Origin of the sequence: Collinsella aerofaciens, assembly GCF_039836695.1 — a bacterium.
GTDB classification, from domain to species: Bacteria; Actinomycetota; Coriobacteriia; order Coriobacteriales; family Coriobacteriaceae; genus Collinsella; species Collinsella aerofaciens_BD.
This window is the reverse complement of sequence record NZ_JBDPAC010000003.1, coordinates 105,550-120,814: the sequence shown is the minus strand read 5'-3', so window position 1 is coordinate 120,814 and position 15,265 is coordinate 105,550. Positions and strand designations below refer to the sequence as shown.

Genomic DNA, 15,265 nt, shown 5'->3' with positions numbered 1-15,265 from the left:
GTCTAGTGGGAGGTCTCGTCGTCGAGCGCGCGCTTAATGCGGTCGCCCTCGGCAAGGAGATTCTCCAGATAGCGCTGGTCGCGGTCCTTGAGCGCACGGCTGTAGGCGCCGAGCGATTCGATCAGATGGTCGATCTCGTAGGCGAGCGCGTCGGCGTCGTCGATCATGAGCTCGGACCACATTTGCGGGTTGAGGTGCGCCACGCGGGTGAGATCGCGGTAGCTACCGGCCGAAAAGCCGTGGTGGACCTGGGCGGTGGGGCTTTTGACGTAGGCGTTGGACACCACGTGCGCAAGCTGGCTCGTGAAGGCGATGACGCGGTCGTGCTCGGCGGCGCTGGTCACGCTGAACTTGCCAAAGCCCAAGGGGCGCACCATCTCGCGCACCTGGCCCAAAAGCTCCAGTTTGAGCGCATCGTCCACCGCGGGCGGCACGAGCACGAGTGGCGCGCCCTGGAACAGGTCGGCGCGGGAGTGTGCGTAGCCCGAGTACTGCGTGCCCGCCATGGGGTGTGCGCCCACAAAGTAAAAGCCGTGCTCACGGGCAAGCTCAAAGGCACGTTCGCACACGATGCCCTTGACGCCCACCGTATCGATCACCACGGGCCCCATGATGGCCTCGGTGTCGGTGGCGTCGGCGAGCGCCTGGGCATGCGCCTCGAGCCACTCGATGCAGGCCTCGGGGTAGCAAGCCAGGACGATGATGTCGCATTCGCCGAGTGTCTCGTCGTTGAGCTCTCCGGCGACAGTGCCCATGCTGGCGGCCGTCATGACATCGTCATCGGGGTCCCAGGCCAGCACGCGGACGCCCGCCTGGGCATAGCCGCGGGCAAAGCTACCGCCGATGAGGCCAAGGCCGACGATACCGGCGCACTTGGGGCCGCCCTGGTTAACGCGCGCGTTTCTCACCGTACCCATGGGCTACTCCATGGTCTCTTGGCAGACGACCTCGCGGATGGCGCGAATGCGGCGCATGGTGTCGTCGAACTGGTCGGGGGTGAGGGCCTGAGCGCCGTCGGACCATGCGCGGCTGGGCTCGTCGTGGACCTCGATCTCCAGGCCGTTGGCGCCGCAGGCGGTCGCGGCGAGCGCCATGGGCTCAACGTAGCGGGTGTAGCCGGTGGCGTGGCTGGGGTCGGCGACGACGGGCAGGTGCGACAGGTGGTGCAGAACCGGCACGGCGTTGAGGTCGAAGGTATTGCGGGTGCGGGTCTCGAAGGTGCGGATACCGCGCTCGCACAGGATGACGTTGTCGTTGCCCTCGCTCATGATGTACTCGGCTGCCATAAGCAGCTCGTCGATCGTGCCGGACATGCCGCGCTTGAGCAGAATCGGGGTTTGGGTCTTGCCGACCTCCTTGAGCAGGGGGAAGTTCTGGGCGTTGCGGGCGCCGATCTGCATGACGTCAATCTTCTTGTCCAAGAAGACCTGCACGTCGCGTGGATCCATGATCTCGGTGACGATCGGCATGTCGAGCTCGGCAGACGCCTCGCACAGCAGGTCGAGGCCGGCGGGGCCCATGCCCTGGTAGGCGTAGGGGGAGGTGCGGGGCTTGTAGGCACCGCCGCGCAGCATCGTGGCACCGGCGGCCTTCACGCGGCGGGCGATGCGGATGAGGTTCTCGCCCTCGACGGAGCACGGGCCGGCGATGACCTGGAACTGGTCGCCGCCGATCTTGACGCCGTGGCCGCAGTCGATGACGGAGTCCTCGGGGTGGAATTTACGGTTGGCGCGCTTGAACGGCTCGGAGACGCGCTGCACGCGCTCGACGACATCCATGGACTCGAGCAGGAACGGGTCGATCTTGGTCGTATCGCCCACCAGGCCGATGATCGTCTCGTTCTCGCCGCGCGAGACATCGGTCTTCAGACCCTTTTTCTCAATCCAGCTGACGATATGGCTTACGGCCTCGTCGCTGGCGCTCTGCTTTAAAATTGCAATCATGGTGTGCCTCTCACCTCGATGGATAACTTTTGCAAAAACGGCCCGCATCGCGAGCCGTGTATATATGGTGCATGAGAGTTTATACTATCTGACTCGCTTTTGCCTTCTAAAGTGGGCCGTTGCGGCTCGTCTTCCTCGGAATTGCAAAGCTTTTTCTTTTATTTTGATAGCCCGTGGTGCACTTGGGTATAATGCCAACCGTTGGCCCTATTAGCTCAGGGGATTAGAGCGTCTGCCTCCGGAGCAGAAGGCCGTTGGTTCGAATCCAACATGGGGCACCATCGAACGTAAGACCGTCCGAACCTCGCATGGTCCGGGCGGTTTTCTTATACCGACGCGACGTGATGGGACGTGGTATGGCAGCAACGGATATCGAGCGCGGACTCTCAACCGCCGAGGTCGAGGAGCGTATCGCCGCCGGTAAAATCAACCGCAACATGGAACTCAAGACCAAGTCGGTCAAAGAGCTCATCATCGAGAACCTCTGCACGCTGTTCAATTTGATCAACGTGATCTTGGCTTTCCTGGTCATTTTGACCGGTTCGTTTAAGAATCTGACGTTCCTGTTCGTGGTGTTCTTGAACACCGCTATTGGCGTCATTCAGTCCATGCGTTCCAAGAAGATGGTCGATAAGCTCACGCTGCTGACCTCCAAGAAGGCCATCGCGGTGCGCGATGGCGCCGAGGTGGAGCTCGACCTGGACCAGATCGTGCTCGACGACATCATCCGCCTGGGGCGCGGCGACCAGATTCCCGCTGACGCCGTGGTGGTTTCGGGCGAGGCGCTCGTGAACGAGAGCCTGCTGACGGGCGAGAGCGACCTTATTAAGAAACAGCCCGGTTCCGAGCTCATGAGCGGCAGCTTTATCGACTCGGGCCTGCTGCGCGCCCGCGTGATCCATGTCGGCGCCGACAACTACGTGGCCAAAATTAATAACGAGGCCAAGTACGTCAAAAAGGTCAATTCCGAGATCATGAACGCGCTTAACGCCATCGTGCGCTTTGCGAGCATCATCATGATTCCGCTTGGCCTGGCTCTGTTCGCCTCGAGTGTAAGTGGGCTGTGGGATGCCGCGGGAACCCCGGGCGATAGCGCGCTTTCGTGGTGCTTCTCCGAGCTGTTGGCTGGTCATGTGCCTTCGTCGGCGCTGCTGTCCACGGTGGGCGCCCTGCTGGGCATGATCCCGCAAGGCCTGGTGCTGCTGACCTCGTCGGTGCTCGCCATCGCCACGGTGCGCCTGGCCCGCCGCAAGGTGCTGGCGCAGCAGCTCTACTGCATCGAGACGCTCGCGCGCGTCGACGTGCTGTGCCTGGACAAGACGGGCACCATCACGTCGGGTCGTATGGAGGTCGAGGGCACCTACCCGCTGCCTGTTGAGGGTGTTGGCTTTGGCGTGGACTCGGAGGAGGCGGCTGTTCCCGTCGATACCACAGTGCTCGATTTTGCGCTGGCTAACGTCGCGCGTGCGACTTTGGCCGATGCCAACGAGACCTGCCAGGCGCTGCTCAACTATTACGCCGATCGCCCGGTCGAGGTGTCTGAGCCGCTGTCGGTCATTCCGTTCTCGTCGTCTAAAAAATGGAGTGGCGCTTCTTTTGCGCAGGGCTCCTATGTGATGGGTGCCGCGCAGTTTGTGCTCTCTGATCGTGTGTTTTCGCAGGTCGAGAACCGTGTCGCCGAGCTTGCCGATACCTGCCGCGTGCTCGTGGTGGCGCGCGTGGACGGCTTTACGCCCGATGGGGATATGGTGGGCGAGGCCGAGCCCGTGGGCTTTGTGACCATCCGCGATGAGATTCGTACCTCGGCGGCCGAGACCATCGGCTACTTTAACGAGCAGGGCGTGACCCTCAACGTGATCAGTGGCGACGACCCGCGTACGGTGTCGTCGATCGCGCGCGTGGTGGGCGTGCCGGGGGCGGACGCTTATGTGGACGCCACGACGCTCGATACGCCGGCCAAGCTCGATGCCGCAGTGGACCGCTACCATGTCTTTGGTCGTGTGACCCCGCAGCAGAAGCGCGAGCTCGTGCAGGCGCTCAAGCGCCGCGAGCACACCGTGGCCATGACGGGCGACGGCGTCAACGACGTGCTGGCGCTCAAGGAGGCCGACTGCTCCGTCGCCATGGCGGCCGGCTCCGATGCCGCGCGTAATGTGGCCGAAATCGTACTCGTCGACAACGATTTTGCCTCGATGCCCGCCGTGGTGGCCGAGGGCCGTCGCTCCATCAACAACCTGCAGCGTTCGGCCTCACTGTTCCTGACCAAGACGCTGTTCTCGATGGGCCTGGCGGCGCTGTGTATCGCGCTGCCGCCGTACCCCTTCGAGCCCATCCAGATGACGCTCATTAACTTCTTCTGCATCGGCGCGCCGGGCTTTGTGTTGGGCCTGGAGCCCAACAATGCTCGTGTGAAGGGTGCGTTTTTGAGCAACGTACTCAAGCGTGCACTGCCGGCGTCGATTGCGGTCATTTTGGCTGCGGCGCTCGACATCTTTGTGGCGCGCGTGTTTGGCTTTAGCCAGCTCACGCTGTCTACGATGTGCCTGCTTACGTCGTGCGCGGCGAGCGTCAGCCTAATCTGGCGCATCTCGCAGCCTCTCACGCCCTTACGTGTGGTGCTCTTTGTGTTTGTAGTCGCCGGCATCCTGGTGGGCGTTATCGGATTCCCGGAGCTGCTGTCTATTGCCAACCTGTCGATGGGCCAGATGGTTATCTTGGCTGTTATCGTGGTCTTTACCTGCTCGGTGTTCTTTAAGCTCGCCACGATGATGGATTCGCTCAAGCCGCGTCGTCGTCATGCCGCAACTGGTTTTGGCCGCGGTGTGCGCGTTCGCCTGGGTCGCGGTGGCGGCAAGGTGAGCTCGACGGGCTCGACGGCCGAACGTTTTGCCAAGCGCGTCGCCGCCGACATGGCGCAGCGCCGCGAAGATCGCACCGCTCGCGAGGCCGAGGCCCGCGCACTCGAGGGCGTGGCCCAGGCCCAGCCCAAGAAAAAGAAGAGTACCGGAGCTAAGCGCTCTCGTGTGACCAAGTCCGCCCAAGGCATCAAAGTCTCGATGCCAAGCAAAAAGAAGAAGTAACTACGCGCCCTGGCGATGTTGAATTGGTGCCTTGTTCCTGTGGGGCCGTGGCGATGTTATGCTCTAACCTCGATTGTTTGAATTGCTTCGAAAAGAGGATGCCGTGATCTGCCCGCATTGCCTTAAGACTATCGAGGACGGCGCCTCGTTCTGCCCCTACTGCAACGCCTATGTGGGTCCGGGCGATGGTCCCGAGCACACCGAGTTCGTGTTCTGTGAGGGCTGCGGTGCCCGTCTTTCTCCGCATGATCGCACGTGCCCAAAATGCGGACGCCCTGCTCCGGGTATCCTCTCCGAGGACGCGGCCGCATCCGACCTGGCAGCGGGCCGCACGGCGGGCTTTCCGCGCCTAACGCAAGAGCAGATCGATACCGAGGTGCCTCATGCGCCCGCCTCGGCTGCCGCGGTTCTTTCGGACGCCGCCGATCCTAACGAGACCTGCGTGCTGCCGGCTTTCGATAAGGATTTCGGTATCCCCAAGGTCGATATTCCCACGCCCGTTTCCCTGCATGACGATGCTCAAAAACCCAAGCGCAAGGTGCATCCCGACGAGGACGCCTATCACAAGCACAAGCGTCATATCCCCAAGCCGCTCATCGTCATCGCGGTCCTTGCCGTCGTTTGCGGCGGTGCCTATTGGTTCGTGACGGCCGATCCCATGGGTGTCATGCCTGCCTTCTACGACCAGTTTGGCCAGGCTGCGCAGACGACCTTCCCCACGCGCCAAAAGGGCGAGGCGACTGAGGACGATACCAAGCAGGACGATTCTGCCGAGGTGGTCCAGGAAGAAACCGTGCTCACCGATGATCAGCTCTATACCAGACTCGACGGTCTGTATCAGACCATCGTGTCCTACGGTGATGAGGACCAGATCGGCGAGGTCATCGATTCCTTTAACAACGGCTATCTCCGAACGCCGCTGTCCACCCGCCAGGAGCTGTCGCAGAGTGCCTACGCCCTGCGCGACCAGATCAAAAAGACGCAAGATGAGCTTAACAACCTTAAGTATCAGGACGATACGGTCTATGCGGACGACATCGCCCACTTAAAGCAGCTTGCCGAGTGGATGTACGAGCGTGTCGACGTGATCTGTCAGAGCTGGGACATCTCGCTGGCCATTCCCGATGGTGAGTCGATGAGTTCCCACCAAAGCGATATCCTGGCGCCCATCGCGCAGGGCGGCAACAGCGCACTGAACCAGTACGACGCCAATGTGGGTTCCTGGAAGCCGCAGCAGCGTTCCTAAAATTAGTTCGCCATAGTCGGCATAACCTACGTGCGCAATTGATGTAAGCGCATGCTTATTGCTACAATTCGTACAAATATGCTTTAAACGCACGAGGAAGGAACCACATGTTTGGTTTTAAGAAAGAGCTCTACACGCCCGAGTATCAGCTTGCCGGCGACGAGTGCGCCGTTATCGAGACGTCGAAGGGTACCATCAAGGTCAAGTTTGACGGCGAGGGCGCTCCCATTCATGTCGCGAACTTCTGCGAGCTTTCCACGATGGGCTTCTATGATGGCCTTAAGTTCCATCGCTATGTGCCCGGTTTTGTCATCCAGGGCGGCGACCCCAATACCCGCGATATGTCCGGCGCCGACGTCGCCGCTGGTCTTGAGGGCCCCGACGGCATGCCCGGTACCGGTGGCCCCGGCTACTGCATCAAGGGCGAGTTTGCCACCAATCCGCGCAACAGCCATGTCGATGGTGCCCTTGCCATGGCACGCTCCATGGACCCCGATTCCGCGGGTTCGCAGTTCTACTTCTGCCTGGGCGCCCAGCATAACCTCGATTCCGGTTACACCGTCTTTGGTACCACGGTCGAGGGTCTCGATGTGATTTCGCAGCTGCGTGCCGGCGACGAGATCGTCCATGTCGAGATCGTTCACGAGTAAAGGGGACTTCCTTGAATAGCCAGCTGATCCAACAGGGCCGCGCCGCTTACCGCGCGGGTGATTTTTCCGCTGCAGCCCAGATGCTTGGGGCGGCAAAGACTCCCGATGAGATTATGGGCGAGGCCGATCACCTTCGTGGCAACGCCTTGATGCACCTGGGCATGTATGCTGAGGCCGCCGAGGCTTATGCTGCCGCCCTCAACGACGGCACCTACGGCAAGCGCGGCGCGCTGCTCACCAACCGCGGCAAGGCGCTCGCCGCCGTGGGCGACTACACGACGGCCGCCCAGGCGTTCTCTGCTGCTACGCAGGATGCTTCCTATGCCACGCCGTTCAAGGCCTATCTGGGCCTGGGCAATGCGCTGTTCCAGTCGGGCGATTATGCCAACGCAGGTACTGCCTTCCGTCAGGCTGCCATCGACGGCGCCAATCCGGCTCCTGCCGCCGCACTCGGCGAGCTCGGTCGTTGCTTCATTAAGCTCGGCCGTCCGGCGGATGCCGTGGAGACCTACCGTACGGCTATCGACTTTGCCGGTCCCCGTGACGACACGCGCGCGCTCAACGCCGGCATGGGTCAGGCGCTTTCTGCCGCCGGCCGTCCCTCCGACGCACTCGACGCCTTTAACGCCGCTACTGCCGATGGCATCTACCAGCTTACCTCCGAGCAGGCCGATGAGCTTGCCCGCGTGCACGATTCGCTTGCCGCGCTGTCTGCCCAGACGGCTATGGCCACGGCTCCGGCGCCTGCGATGGACGCTCCTGCCGTCGATCCGCTCGATCCTACGGGCGCGACCGGTCAGTTTATGCCCGATCCCTCGGACACCGGCTTCTTTACACTGTCAGAGTCCGAGATGGTCCAGCAGGACCGTCAGGATCGTAAGCAGGCCAAGGTCCGTCGTCGCCATCGCCACACGGGTCTCAAAGTCTTCATCGTGCTGCTTCTGCTCATTTTGATTGCTGCGGGCGGTCTGGGCTTTGCCTACACGCGCGGCTTTGGCTTCCCCTCGCAGGAGTCGGTTATCACCGATCTGTTCCAGGCTGCCGGCGACGGTGACACCGCAAAGGCCGAGTCTTGCCTGGCCTCGAGCCTGTCCGAGGACGCCAAGTCGATGATCATCTCCTCGATTCCGCAGGGCGCCACCGTGTCCGTCGAGGGCATGGATCAGTCCATGACCGAGACGACTGCCAAGGTCAAGGCTTCGCTGTCCAAGGGCGGCGAGCAGGAGTACACCGTCAAATTCGTGCGCTCCGACAATCATATCGGCTGGGCCGTTTCCTCGCTCGATATGGATTTCTCGGCTGCTGACAACCAGTAGTGACCTTATGGGATTTAGCTTTGCCCGGCGCTTCACCGCAAGTGAGGTGCCGGGCTTGCGCTAGTATCATGAGCTAGTAGTTTTCCAGCAATCATCCAACACATCAGGAGTTGCGTTGTTTTCTTTGATGGATATGTTCTTCGGTAGCTATGCGGGCGATCTTGCCATCGACCTCGGCACCGCAAATACGCTTGTCTCCGTGCGCGGCAAGGGCATTGTCATTCGCGAGCCCTCTGTTGTCGCCATCGACAAGAACGACGAGCGCATCCTGGCGGTCGGTATCGAGGCAAAGCGCATGCTCGGCCGTACGCCCGGCAACATCGTGGCCGTTCGTCCCCTGAAGGACGGCGTCATCGCCGACTTCGATGTTACCGAGGCCATGCTTCGCTACTTTATCGACAAGGCTTCCGAGAAGCGCTATCCGTGGACCCCGCGTCCGCGCGTTGTCGTTTGCGTTCCCTCCGGCGTCACGTCGGTCGAGAAGCGTGCCGTCTTTGAGGCTACGATCCAGGCCGGCGCTCGCCAGGCCTACCTGATCGAGGAGCCCATGGCCGCCGCTATCGGCGCCGACCTGCCTGTCGAGGAGCCCACCGGCTCCATGGTCATCGACATCGGTGGCGGTACCACCGAGGTTGCCGTTATCGCTATGGGCGGCATCGTCGTCTCGCAGTCCATCCGTATTGCCGGCGACGAGTTCGATCAGGCCATCCTCACGCACGTTCGCGATGCCTACAACCTTGCCATCGGCGAGCGTACGGCAGAGGACATCAAGATCAAGGTCGGTTCCGCCGTGCCGCTCAAGGACGAGCTCGACGTCGAGGTCAACGGCCGCGACGTGATCACCGGTCTGCCCAAGACCGTGCGCATCGAGAGCGAGGAGATTCGTCGCGCGCTCAACAAGCCGCTCGACGAGATGGCCAAGGCCGTCAAGGACGCACTCGACGCTACGCCTCCCGATCTTGCCTCGGACCTTATGTACTACGGCATTTTGCTGACTGGTGGCGGCGCGCTGCTGCGCGGTCTCGACGTGCGCCTGCGCGATGAGACCGGTGTTTCGGTCAACGTCAGCCCCACGGCGCTCGATAACGTCGTTAACGGCTGTGCCCGCGTGCTCGAGGCCAATGCGTTTGATGGCGGCTTCGTCCAGACCAATGCTTAATTTCCAAAAGGTGGATTCCATTTGGCACGATCTTCGGGTTTCTCCACAAATCTGAATACCAAGCGACAATCAACGGGTATGCGCCCGTTGATTGTTTTCAGCCTGATTTCGGTGTTGCTGCTCACGTTTTACATCCGCGAGGGCGAGGCAGGGCCGATTCATGCCGTGCGTTCGGGCGTAACGACGATTACCTCTCCGGTGCGCTTTGTGGGCTCGGCTGTGGCGGCTCCCTTCAATGCGATTGGCAACGTGTTCTCTAACCTAACGGCGTCGCAGGACACGCTCGACGAGCTCAAGAAGCAAAATGAGGAGCTGACCTCTAAGGTCGCCGAGCTTTCTGAGGCTCAAAAGACTGCCGAGCGCCTGGAGGGCCTGGTCGGGCTGCAATCGACCTACAACCTCAAATCGACCGCAGCTCGTATCGTTGGTGCCTCCGGCGATGCCTGGACCTCGACCGTTACCATCGACAAGGGCTCTGCCGACGGCCTTACCATCAACATGCCCGTGACGAGTTCTGCCGGTGTTATCGGCCAGATTATCGAGGTATCGGCCAAGACCTCTACCGTGCGCCTGATTGGCGACGAGAACTCGGGCGTGTCCGCCATGGTACAGGACACGCGCGCCCAGGGTATGCTGCAGGGTCAGGCTGACGGCACGCTGCGTCTTGAGTACGTGAGCGTCGACTCCGATGTTAAGGTTGGCGATATCATCGTGACCTCTGGCATCGGTGGCGTGTTCCCCAAGGGCCTTCCGCTTGGCACCGTCTCGTCGGTTGAGAAATCGGCAAACGACGTGTACTACACCATTGTGGTGCGCGCTCAGACCACGGCCGAGAACAACGAGGAAGTGCTGGTCATCACCTCGCTGACCGACGAACAGTCGGCCTCGGATGAGGACGTGAGCACGGCCAACAGCACGCCGCAGGGAACGTCGCGCGATGCTGCAACCAAGATGAAGGACGAGAGCTCGGATGACAGTTCCGACACGTCCGAGACGACCGATTCCGGCTCGAGCGAATAGGGGGCATGTCCATGGATCTACACGAGCAGGGGATGAGCTCCCGCACGTTTGTGATCGCTGCCATTGTGTGCGTGCTGCTGCAGGCAGGCCTGGCACCGCAGATCTCCATTGCGGGCGGTCGCGTCAACTTCATGATTATCCTGGTGTGCCTAAGCGTGTTCTCGGGCGACCCGACCCGTGCCGTCGTGTGCGGTTTTTGCAGCGGCTTGTTCTATGACCTGTCCGCTGCCGTGCCGGTGGGCGTTATGTCGCTCCTGCTGACCGTGGGTTCTTTTGCCCTGGTGCACAGCGCCGTCGGTCAGACGGGCGGTACCCCGAGTGCGCGCGGCGTCACTGTGGGCGCCTTTGCGCTCGTCATTAATGTGATCTACAGCATCATCTTGCTGTTTATGGGTTTGGAGACGAGCTTTGTCGTGGCGATCTTCGGCCATGCGCTGCCGTCCTCGATCCTGACGGGTCTGGTTGCCATTCCGTTTTTGATGTCCGGCGTCGTGCCGCAGTCCGGCTATGGATTCTCCGCACGTGGCGGACGCCAGACGGGTATGCGCTTTAAGCCCAAGACCCGCAAGCTCAAATAGGGGAGGCCCGTAGATGTCTTCCCAGATGACGGTTATTATCGCCGGTATCGTGCTGGTTGTGGCCATCGTGGTCGCGCTGGTCATCATGCGTCGTGGCGATTCCCGTTTTACCTACGATACACAGCATGGAACGGCCCCGCGCGCCACCGAGGGCGAGGGCAATACCGCGGCGACCGCCTTTAAGGGCCGTTTTTCCATCCTCACCACGGGTGTGGGCGCGATGTTTGCGGCACTTGCCGTCAAGCTGTGGGGCATGCAGATGGTCTCGTCGGACTATTACGAGAAGCAGGCTAATAGTAATCAGACTCGCACCGTTACCACACCCGCTGTGCGCGGTCGCATTCTCGACCGCAATGGCGTGGCGCTTGTCCAGAACCGTCCCTCACTTGCTGTCGTGGCCTACCGCGACCTTGCCGAGGATGAGGTTCTGGTTCGCCATCTTGCCAACGTGCTTGGAATGCCTTACGTGGCGGTCCTTCGCAATATTCAGGACAATACAGAGGGCGCCCAGAGCCTGCATACCATCGCGACGGACGTCCGTCGCTCCACGGTTGCCTATATTCAGGAGCACACCGGCGAGTTCCCGGGCGTCAAGATTGCCGAGCGTACCGAGCGCCAGTATCCATATGGCGAGACGGCATGCCATATCTTGGGCTATACCGGCACCATTACCTCCGAGCAGCTCGAGGCTCAGAATAAGAAAACCTCTGGCGATGATGATGCTTCTGCTGGCAAGATTACGTACCAGTCGGGCGATATCGTGGGCCAGGCGGGCGTTGAGAGCTACTACGAAAACCTGCTGCAGGGTATTCGTGGCGAGCAGACCGTCAAGGTCGATGCCTCGGGCAATGTGACCGGTCAGGCCGGCGCCGTGCCCGCGAAGGCCGGCTCTGACATTAAGCTCACGCTCGACCTTAAGATCCAACAGGCCTGTGAGACGGCACTGGCGAGCGCTATCGAGCTTGCCAAGACCACTGGCTACAGCAATGCCGGCAACGGCGCTGTGGTGTGTCTCGATCCCAACAATGGCGAGATCCTGGGCATGGCGAGCGAGCCCAAGTTCGATCCGTCCGTCTTTATCGGCGGCGTATCAAATGACGTGTGGACCGAGCTCAATGATGACAAGGGTTCGCACCCGCTGCTCAACCGCGCCATTAGCGGACAGTACATGTCGGCCTCGACCATCAAACCGCTCTCGGCACTGGCCGGTCTTGAGTTTGGAACCTACACTTCAACGCAGACAACCAACTGCACGGGCTATTGGACGGGCCTGGGCAAGTCGTGGGGCAAGTACTGTTGGCTGCATTCCGGCCACGGCACCATGACGCTGCAGTCGGGTATCGCCAACTCATGCGACCCCGTCTTCTACGACATGGGCAAGGCGTTCTTTTATGACGAGCAACATCCCGAGGGCCTGCAGGAGGTCTTTCGTCGCTGGGGTCTAGGCAAGACCTGCGGTATCGATCTGCCGAGTGAGGGCGCGGGCCGTATTCCCGATGCCGAGTGGAAAGAGTCGTACTTCACCGACGCCTCTGCCGAGGACCGCAAGTGGAATGCCGGCGATATGACCAACATTGCCATCGGCCAGGGCGACATCCTGGTGACGCCCCTGCAGATGGCGTGCGCCTATATGGGTCTTGCCAACGGCGGAAAACAGTACGTGCCTCACGTGTTTTTGTCTGCCGTGTCGCGCGATGGCGACGGCGATGCCTATAAGTACAACGGCAAGGGCAAAAAGAAGCGCCTGGAGGCCCATATCAATAGCGATGCCGACCTGGCGCTGGTCCGTAACGGCATGCACGATGTGATTTACTCGGCGTCGACTTCGACCGCCGCGCACTTTAACTCCTTGACCCCCACGGTCTACGGCAAGTCCGGCACGGGCGAGAAGAGCGGCGAGGACGATTACGCGTGGTTTTGCGCCTACGCGCCGGCCGATGAGCCCAAGTACGTGATTGTCACTGTCTTGGAACAGGGCGGTGGTGGCTCCGATACCGCGCTGCACGTCGTGCGCGATGTCCTCGGTGCCATTTATGACGAGCCCGACACATCTTCTGCCACGGGCGATTCTTCGGTTCGATAGGAGGTTGCGATGGATTTTTCGCCGGCGGACCTGTTCCGCTCAACTAAAACCGGTTCCCGCAGCAGCCTGGACCGTGTCAACAAGCAGCTTTCGGCCTCGCGCGGCACGTTTCGCCAGAAGGTGCACATCGGCGTGCTGCTGGCAACCTTGGCACTCGTTGCCTATGGTGCCATCATCATTTGGTCGGCATCGCAGTTTAAGGCCGACGCCTCATTTTCGCGCCACCTGTTGGGCATCGGCATCGGTGCGGTGCTTGCGGTGCTCGTCTGGCGTACCGATCTGCGCGGCATCTCTAACTTCTCGACGGCGCTGCTCGTCATCGACCTCATTGTGATTTTCTCGCCCAAGATTCCGGGTCTGTCCTATACGGGCGGTCTGGGCATGACGGGCTGGATCAAGATTCCCGGTATCGGCCTTACCTTCCAACCGGTCGAGCTTGCCAAGCTCATCACGATCTTCTTTATCGCCACGCTTGGTTCGCAGTACAACGGCCGCATCGATACCGCCCGCGACTACATTAAGCTCTGCGGCATGCTCTCCGTTCCGTTTTTGGCCGTCGTCGCCATGGGCGACCTGGGTTCGGGCCTGGTCGTGTTGGTGTCGGGTGCCGTTGTGATCTGCATGAGCGGTGCGCGTCGCGAATGGGTGCTGTCGACCTTGGCGCTGCTTGTGGGCCTGGTGGCGCTCATCCTGGCGCTCGATTCGGTGCTCGATTCTCTTTTGGGCCATGACGTTTTGATCAAGCAGTACCAGATGAACCGACTGACCGTCTTTATCGACCCCGATAATGCCGATTCGGATGATGCCTACAACCTGCAGCAGTCGCTCATTGCCGTCGGCTCGGGTGGCTTTTTCGGTAAAGGGCTGGGCCATGCGACGCAGTCTGCCGGTGGCTTTCTGCCCGAGTTCCACACCGACTTCGTCTTCGCCTTCCTGTCCGAGACGTTCGGCTTCTGCGGCTCCTTTTTGCTCCTGTGCCTCTACGTGCTGCTGATTTTCTCGACGATCCGCGTTGCCTTTAAGTGCGAGTCGCTGTTCTTGCGCCTATCGTGCGTGGGCATCGTCGGCATGTGGGCGTTCCAGACCTTCGAGAACATCGGCATGTGCATTGGCATGATGCCGATTACCGGTATTCCGCTGCCATTTATTAGTTTTGGTTCGTCCTCGATGATGATTCAGTTGCTGACGGTGGGTATCGTACAATCCATATGGCGGCATCGTTCGGGCGCCGCGTAACCGCTGGAGGGGTTTGCTATGAAGATTCCCGTGGACAAGCTGACCCGCGTCTTTAAGATGGGCGCGACCACCAAGAAGGATTCCGACACGCCGGTTCGCGTGTCCGTCTACCTCGATTCGTCTGCCTCGCGTTTTTTGGTCGAGACGGTGCGCGATGCCTTCGTGCCGCAGACGACGTCGGGCATTGTGCGCGTTGAGCGCCTGGGTGAGGACCGTATCGTCCCCAAGACCGATACCGATGTGGTGCTGGTGCTTTCGTGCGGGTCTGACCGCCTTGAGAGCGCCGTGCAGGAACTCGTGATTGCCGGCGCCCCCGTGTGCGTGCTGGCCGAGTCCGCTGTCGAGGTGCCTTTTATCCAGGAGTCCACGCCCATGCTCGGCGCGGTGGCGGCTACCGATAAGACGTATCTGCTCGAGACGCTCGCTCGCTGGATTCTCGACCGCACGGACAAGGAGACAGCCTTTGCGGCGAACTTTGCCTTTATGCGTATCGCCGCCGCCAACCGCATCATCACCTCGTGCGCGCTTACCAATATGGCGACGGGTGCGCTGGTGTTTTTGCCGGGGGCCGATTATCCCGTTATGGCGCTGGCGCAGGTGGGCATGCTCTTTGAGCTCGCGGCCATCTTTGGACGCGGTATTAAGCCCGAGCGCGGCTACGAGGTCGCGGGCGTGCTTGCCGGCGGCTTGGTGCTCCGCGCCGTCACCCGCGCCCTGGTAAAGCAGACGCCGCATATTGGGTTTGTCGTCAAGGCGCTGACCGCCGCCGCGGGCACCTATGGTATGGGCCGTGCGCTCGTTTCGCTGTATGAGCGCGACATCGATTACAGCCGTGCCAACGAGGTGGCTGCCGCCACGTTCTCGCGCGTTCGCGACCTGGTGACCACGGTTGCCGGCGCTACTCGTCCCATGGGTCCCTTTGAGGACGCATCCGATCTCGCTGCTTAGGGGTTT

12 protein-coding genes and 1 tRNA gene are annotated in these 15,265 nt (G+C 61.1%); 11 read left to right on the top strand and 2 right to left on the bottom strand.

The window, feature by feature from the left end; genetic code table 11:
• Positions 1 to 2: 2 nt before the first annotated feature.
• Positions 3 to 917, bottom strand: a complete 915-nt coding sequence (locus ABG996_RS02750) for a prephenate dehydrogenase (RefSeq protein ID WP_238022461.1) — start codon at positions 915 to 917, stop codon at positions 3 to 5.
• A 3-nt stretch (positions 918 to 920) separates the two neighbouring features.
• Complete coding sequence (aroF, locus tag ABG996_RS02745) at positions 921 to 1,943, bottom strand: 3-deoxy-7-phosphoheptulonate synthase (protein WP_022094767.1); 1,023 nt, start codon at positions 1,941 to 1,943, stop codon at positions 921 to 923.
• 204 nt (positions 1,944 to 2,147) lie between these two features.
• Between aroF and ABG996_RS02740 the strand changes: the two genes are divergently transcribed.
• From ABG996_RS02740 to ABG996_RS02690, 11 genes are all read left to right on the top strand, one after another.
• A tRNA-Arg gene (locus ABG996_RS02740) sits at positions 2,148 to 2,224 on the top strand.
• A 75-nt stretch (positions 2,225 to 2,299) separates the two neighbouring features.
• On the top strand, positions 2,300 to 5,023 hold the full coding sequence (locus tag ABG996_RS02735; protein WP_347478535.1) for an HAD-IC family P-type ATPase: 2,724 nt from the start codon (positions 2,300 to 2,302) through the stop codon (positions 5,021 to 5,023).
• 103 nt (positions 5,024 to 5,126) lie between these two features.
• Positions 5,127 to 6,269 carry a zinc ribbon domain-containing protein gene (locus tag ABG996_RS02730; protein ID WP_195919140.1) on the top strand — a complete coding sequence of 381 codons (1,143 nt, stop codon included), beginning with the start codon at positions 5,127 to 5,129 and terminating at the stop codon, positions 6,267 to 6,269.
• Between the two features lie 107 nt (positions 6,270 to 6,376).
• Complete coding sequence (locus ABG996_RS02725; RefSeq protein ID WP_006236059.1) at positions 6,377 to 6,919, top strand: peptidylprolyl isomerase; 543 nt, start codon at positions 6,377 to 6,379, stop codon at positions 6,917 to 6,919.
• 11 nt (positions 6,920 to 6,930) lie between these two features.
• Positions 6,931 to 8,235, top strand: a complete 1,305-nt coding sequence (locus tag ABG996_RS02720) for a tetratricopeptide repeat protein (protein ID WP_229065279.1) — start codon at positions 6,931 to 6,933, stop codon at positions 8,233 to 8,235.
• A 127-nt stretch (positions 8,236 to 8,362) separates the two neighbouring features.
• The gene (gene mreB, locus ABG996_RS02715) at positions 8,363 to 9,394 is read left to right on the top strand and encodes a rod shape-determining protein (RefSeq protein WP_006236061.1); all 1,032 of its coding nucleotides are present in this window, start codon (positions 8,363 to 8,365) and stop codon (positions 9,392 to 9,394) included.
• Between the two features lie 78 nt (positions 9,395 to 9,472).
• On the top strand, positions 9,473 to 10,414 hold the full coding sequence (mreC, locus tag ABG996_RS02710) for a rod shape-determining protein MreC (protein ID WP_271738812.1): 942 nt from the start codon (positions 9,473 to 9,475) through the stop codon (positions 10,412 to 10,414).
• An 11-nt stretch (positions 10,415 to 10,425) separates the two neighbouring features.
• The gene (locus ABG996_RS02705) at positions 10,426 to 10,992 is read left to right on the top strand and encodes a rod shape-determining protein MreD (protein ID WP_022094761.1); all 567 of its coding nucleotides are present in this window, start codon (positions 10,426 to 10,428) and stop codon (positions 10,990 to 10,992) included.
• A 13-nt stretch (positions 10,993 to 11,005) separates the two neighbouring features.
• Entirely contained in the window at positions 11,006 to 13,075 is a 2,070-nt protein-coding gene (mrdA, locus tag ABG996_RS02700) for a penicillin-binding protein 2 (RefSeq protein WP_347478533.1), read from the top strand.
• 9 nt (positions 13,076 to 13,084) lie between these two features.
• Entirely contained in the window at positions 13,085 to 14,311 is a 1,227-nt protein-coding gene (locus tag ABG996_RS02695) for an FtsW/RodA/SpoVE family cell cycle protein (protein WP_347478532.1), read from the top strand.
• Positions 14,312 to 14,329: 18 nt separating this feature from the next.
• Positions 14,330 to 15,259, top strand: coding sequence for a YcjF family protein (locus ABG996_RS02690; protein WP_347478531.1), 930 nt, complete (start codon positions 14,330 to 14,332; stop codon positions 15,257 to 15,259).
• Positions 15,260 to 15,265: the final 6 nt, after the last annotated feature.

Excerpts from the sequence above, each read along its gene's own strand:
- aroF (WP_022094767.1), bottom strand. The coding sequence starts at position 1,943 with ATGATTGCAATTTTAAAGCAGAGCGCCAGCGACGAGGCCGTAAGCCAT.
- ABG996_RS02725 (WP_006236059.1), top strand. The coding sequence starts at position 6,377 with ATGTTTGGTTTTAAGAAAGAGCTCTACACGCCCGAGTATCAGCTTGCC.
- ABG996_RS02695 (WP_347478532.1), top strand. The coding sequence starts at position 13,085 with ATGGATTTTTCGCCGGCGGACCTGTTCCGCTCAACTAAAACCGGTTCC.
- mreB (WP_006236061.1), top strand. The coding sequence starts at position 8,363 with ATGGATATGTTCTTCGGTAGCTATGCGGGCGATCTTGCCATCGACCTC.
- ABG996_RS02690 (WP_347478531.1), top strand. The coding sequence starts at position 14,330 with ATGAAGATTCCCGTGGACAAGCTGACCCGCGTCTTTAAGATGGGCGCG.
- mreC (WP_271738812.1), top strand. The coding sequence starts at position 9,473 with ATGCGCCCGTTGATTGTTTTCAGCCTGATTTCGGTGTTGCTGCTCACG.
- ABG996_RS02750 (WP_238022461.1), bottom strand. The coding sequence starts at position 917 with ATGGGTACGGTGAGAAACGCGCGCGTTAACCAGGGCGGCCCCAAGTGC.
- ABG996_RS02735 (WP_347478535.1), top strand. The coding sequence starts at position 2,300 with ATGGCAGCAACGGATATCGAGCGCGGACTCTCAACCGCCGAGGTCGAG.
- ABG996_RS02705 (WP_022094761.1), top strand. The coding sequence starts at position 10,426 with ATGGATCTACACGAGCAGGGGATGAGCTCCCGCACGTTTGTGATCGCT.
- mrdA (WP_347478533.1), top strand. The coding sequence starts at position 11,006 with ATGTCTTCCCAGATGACGGTTATTATCGCCGGTATCGTGCTGGTTGTG.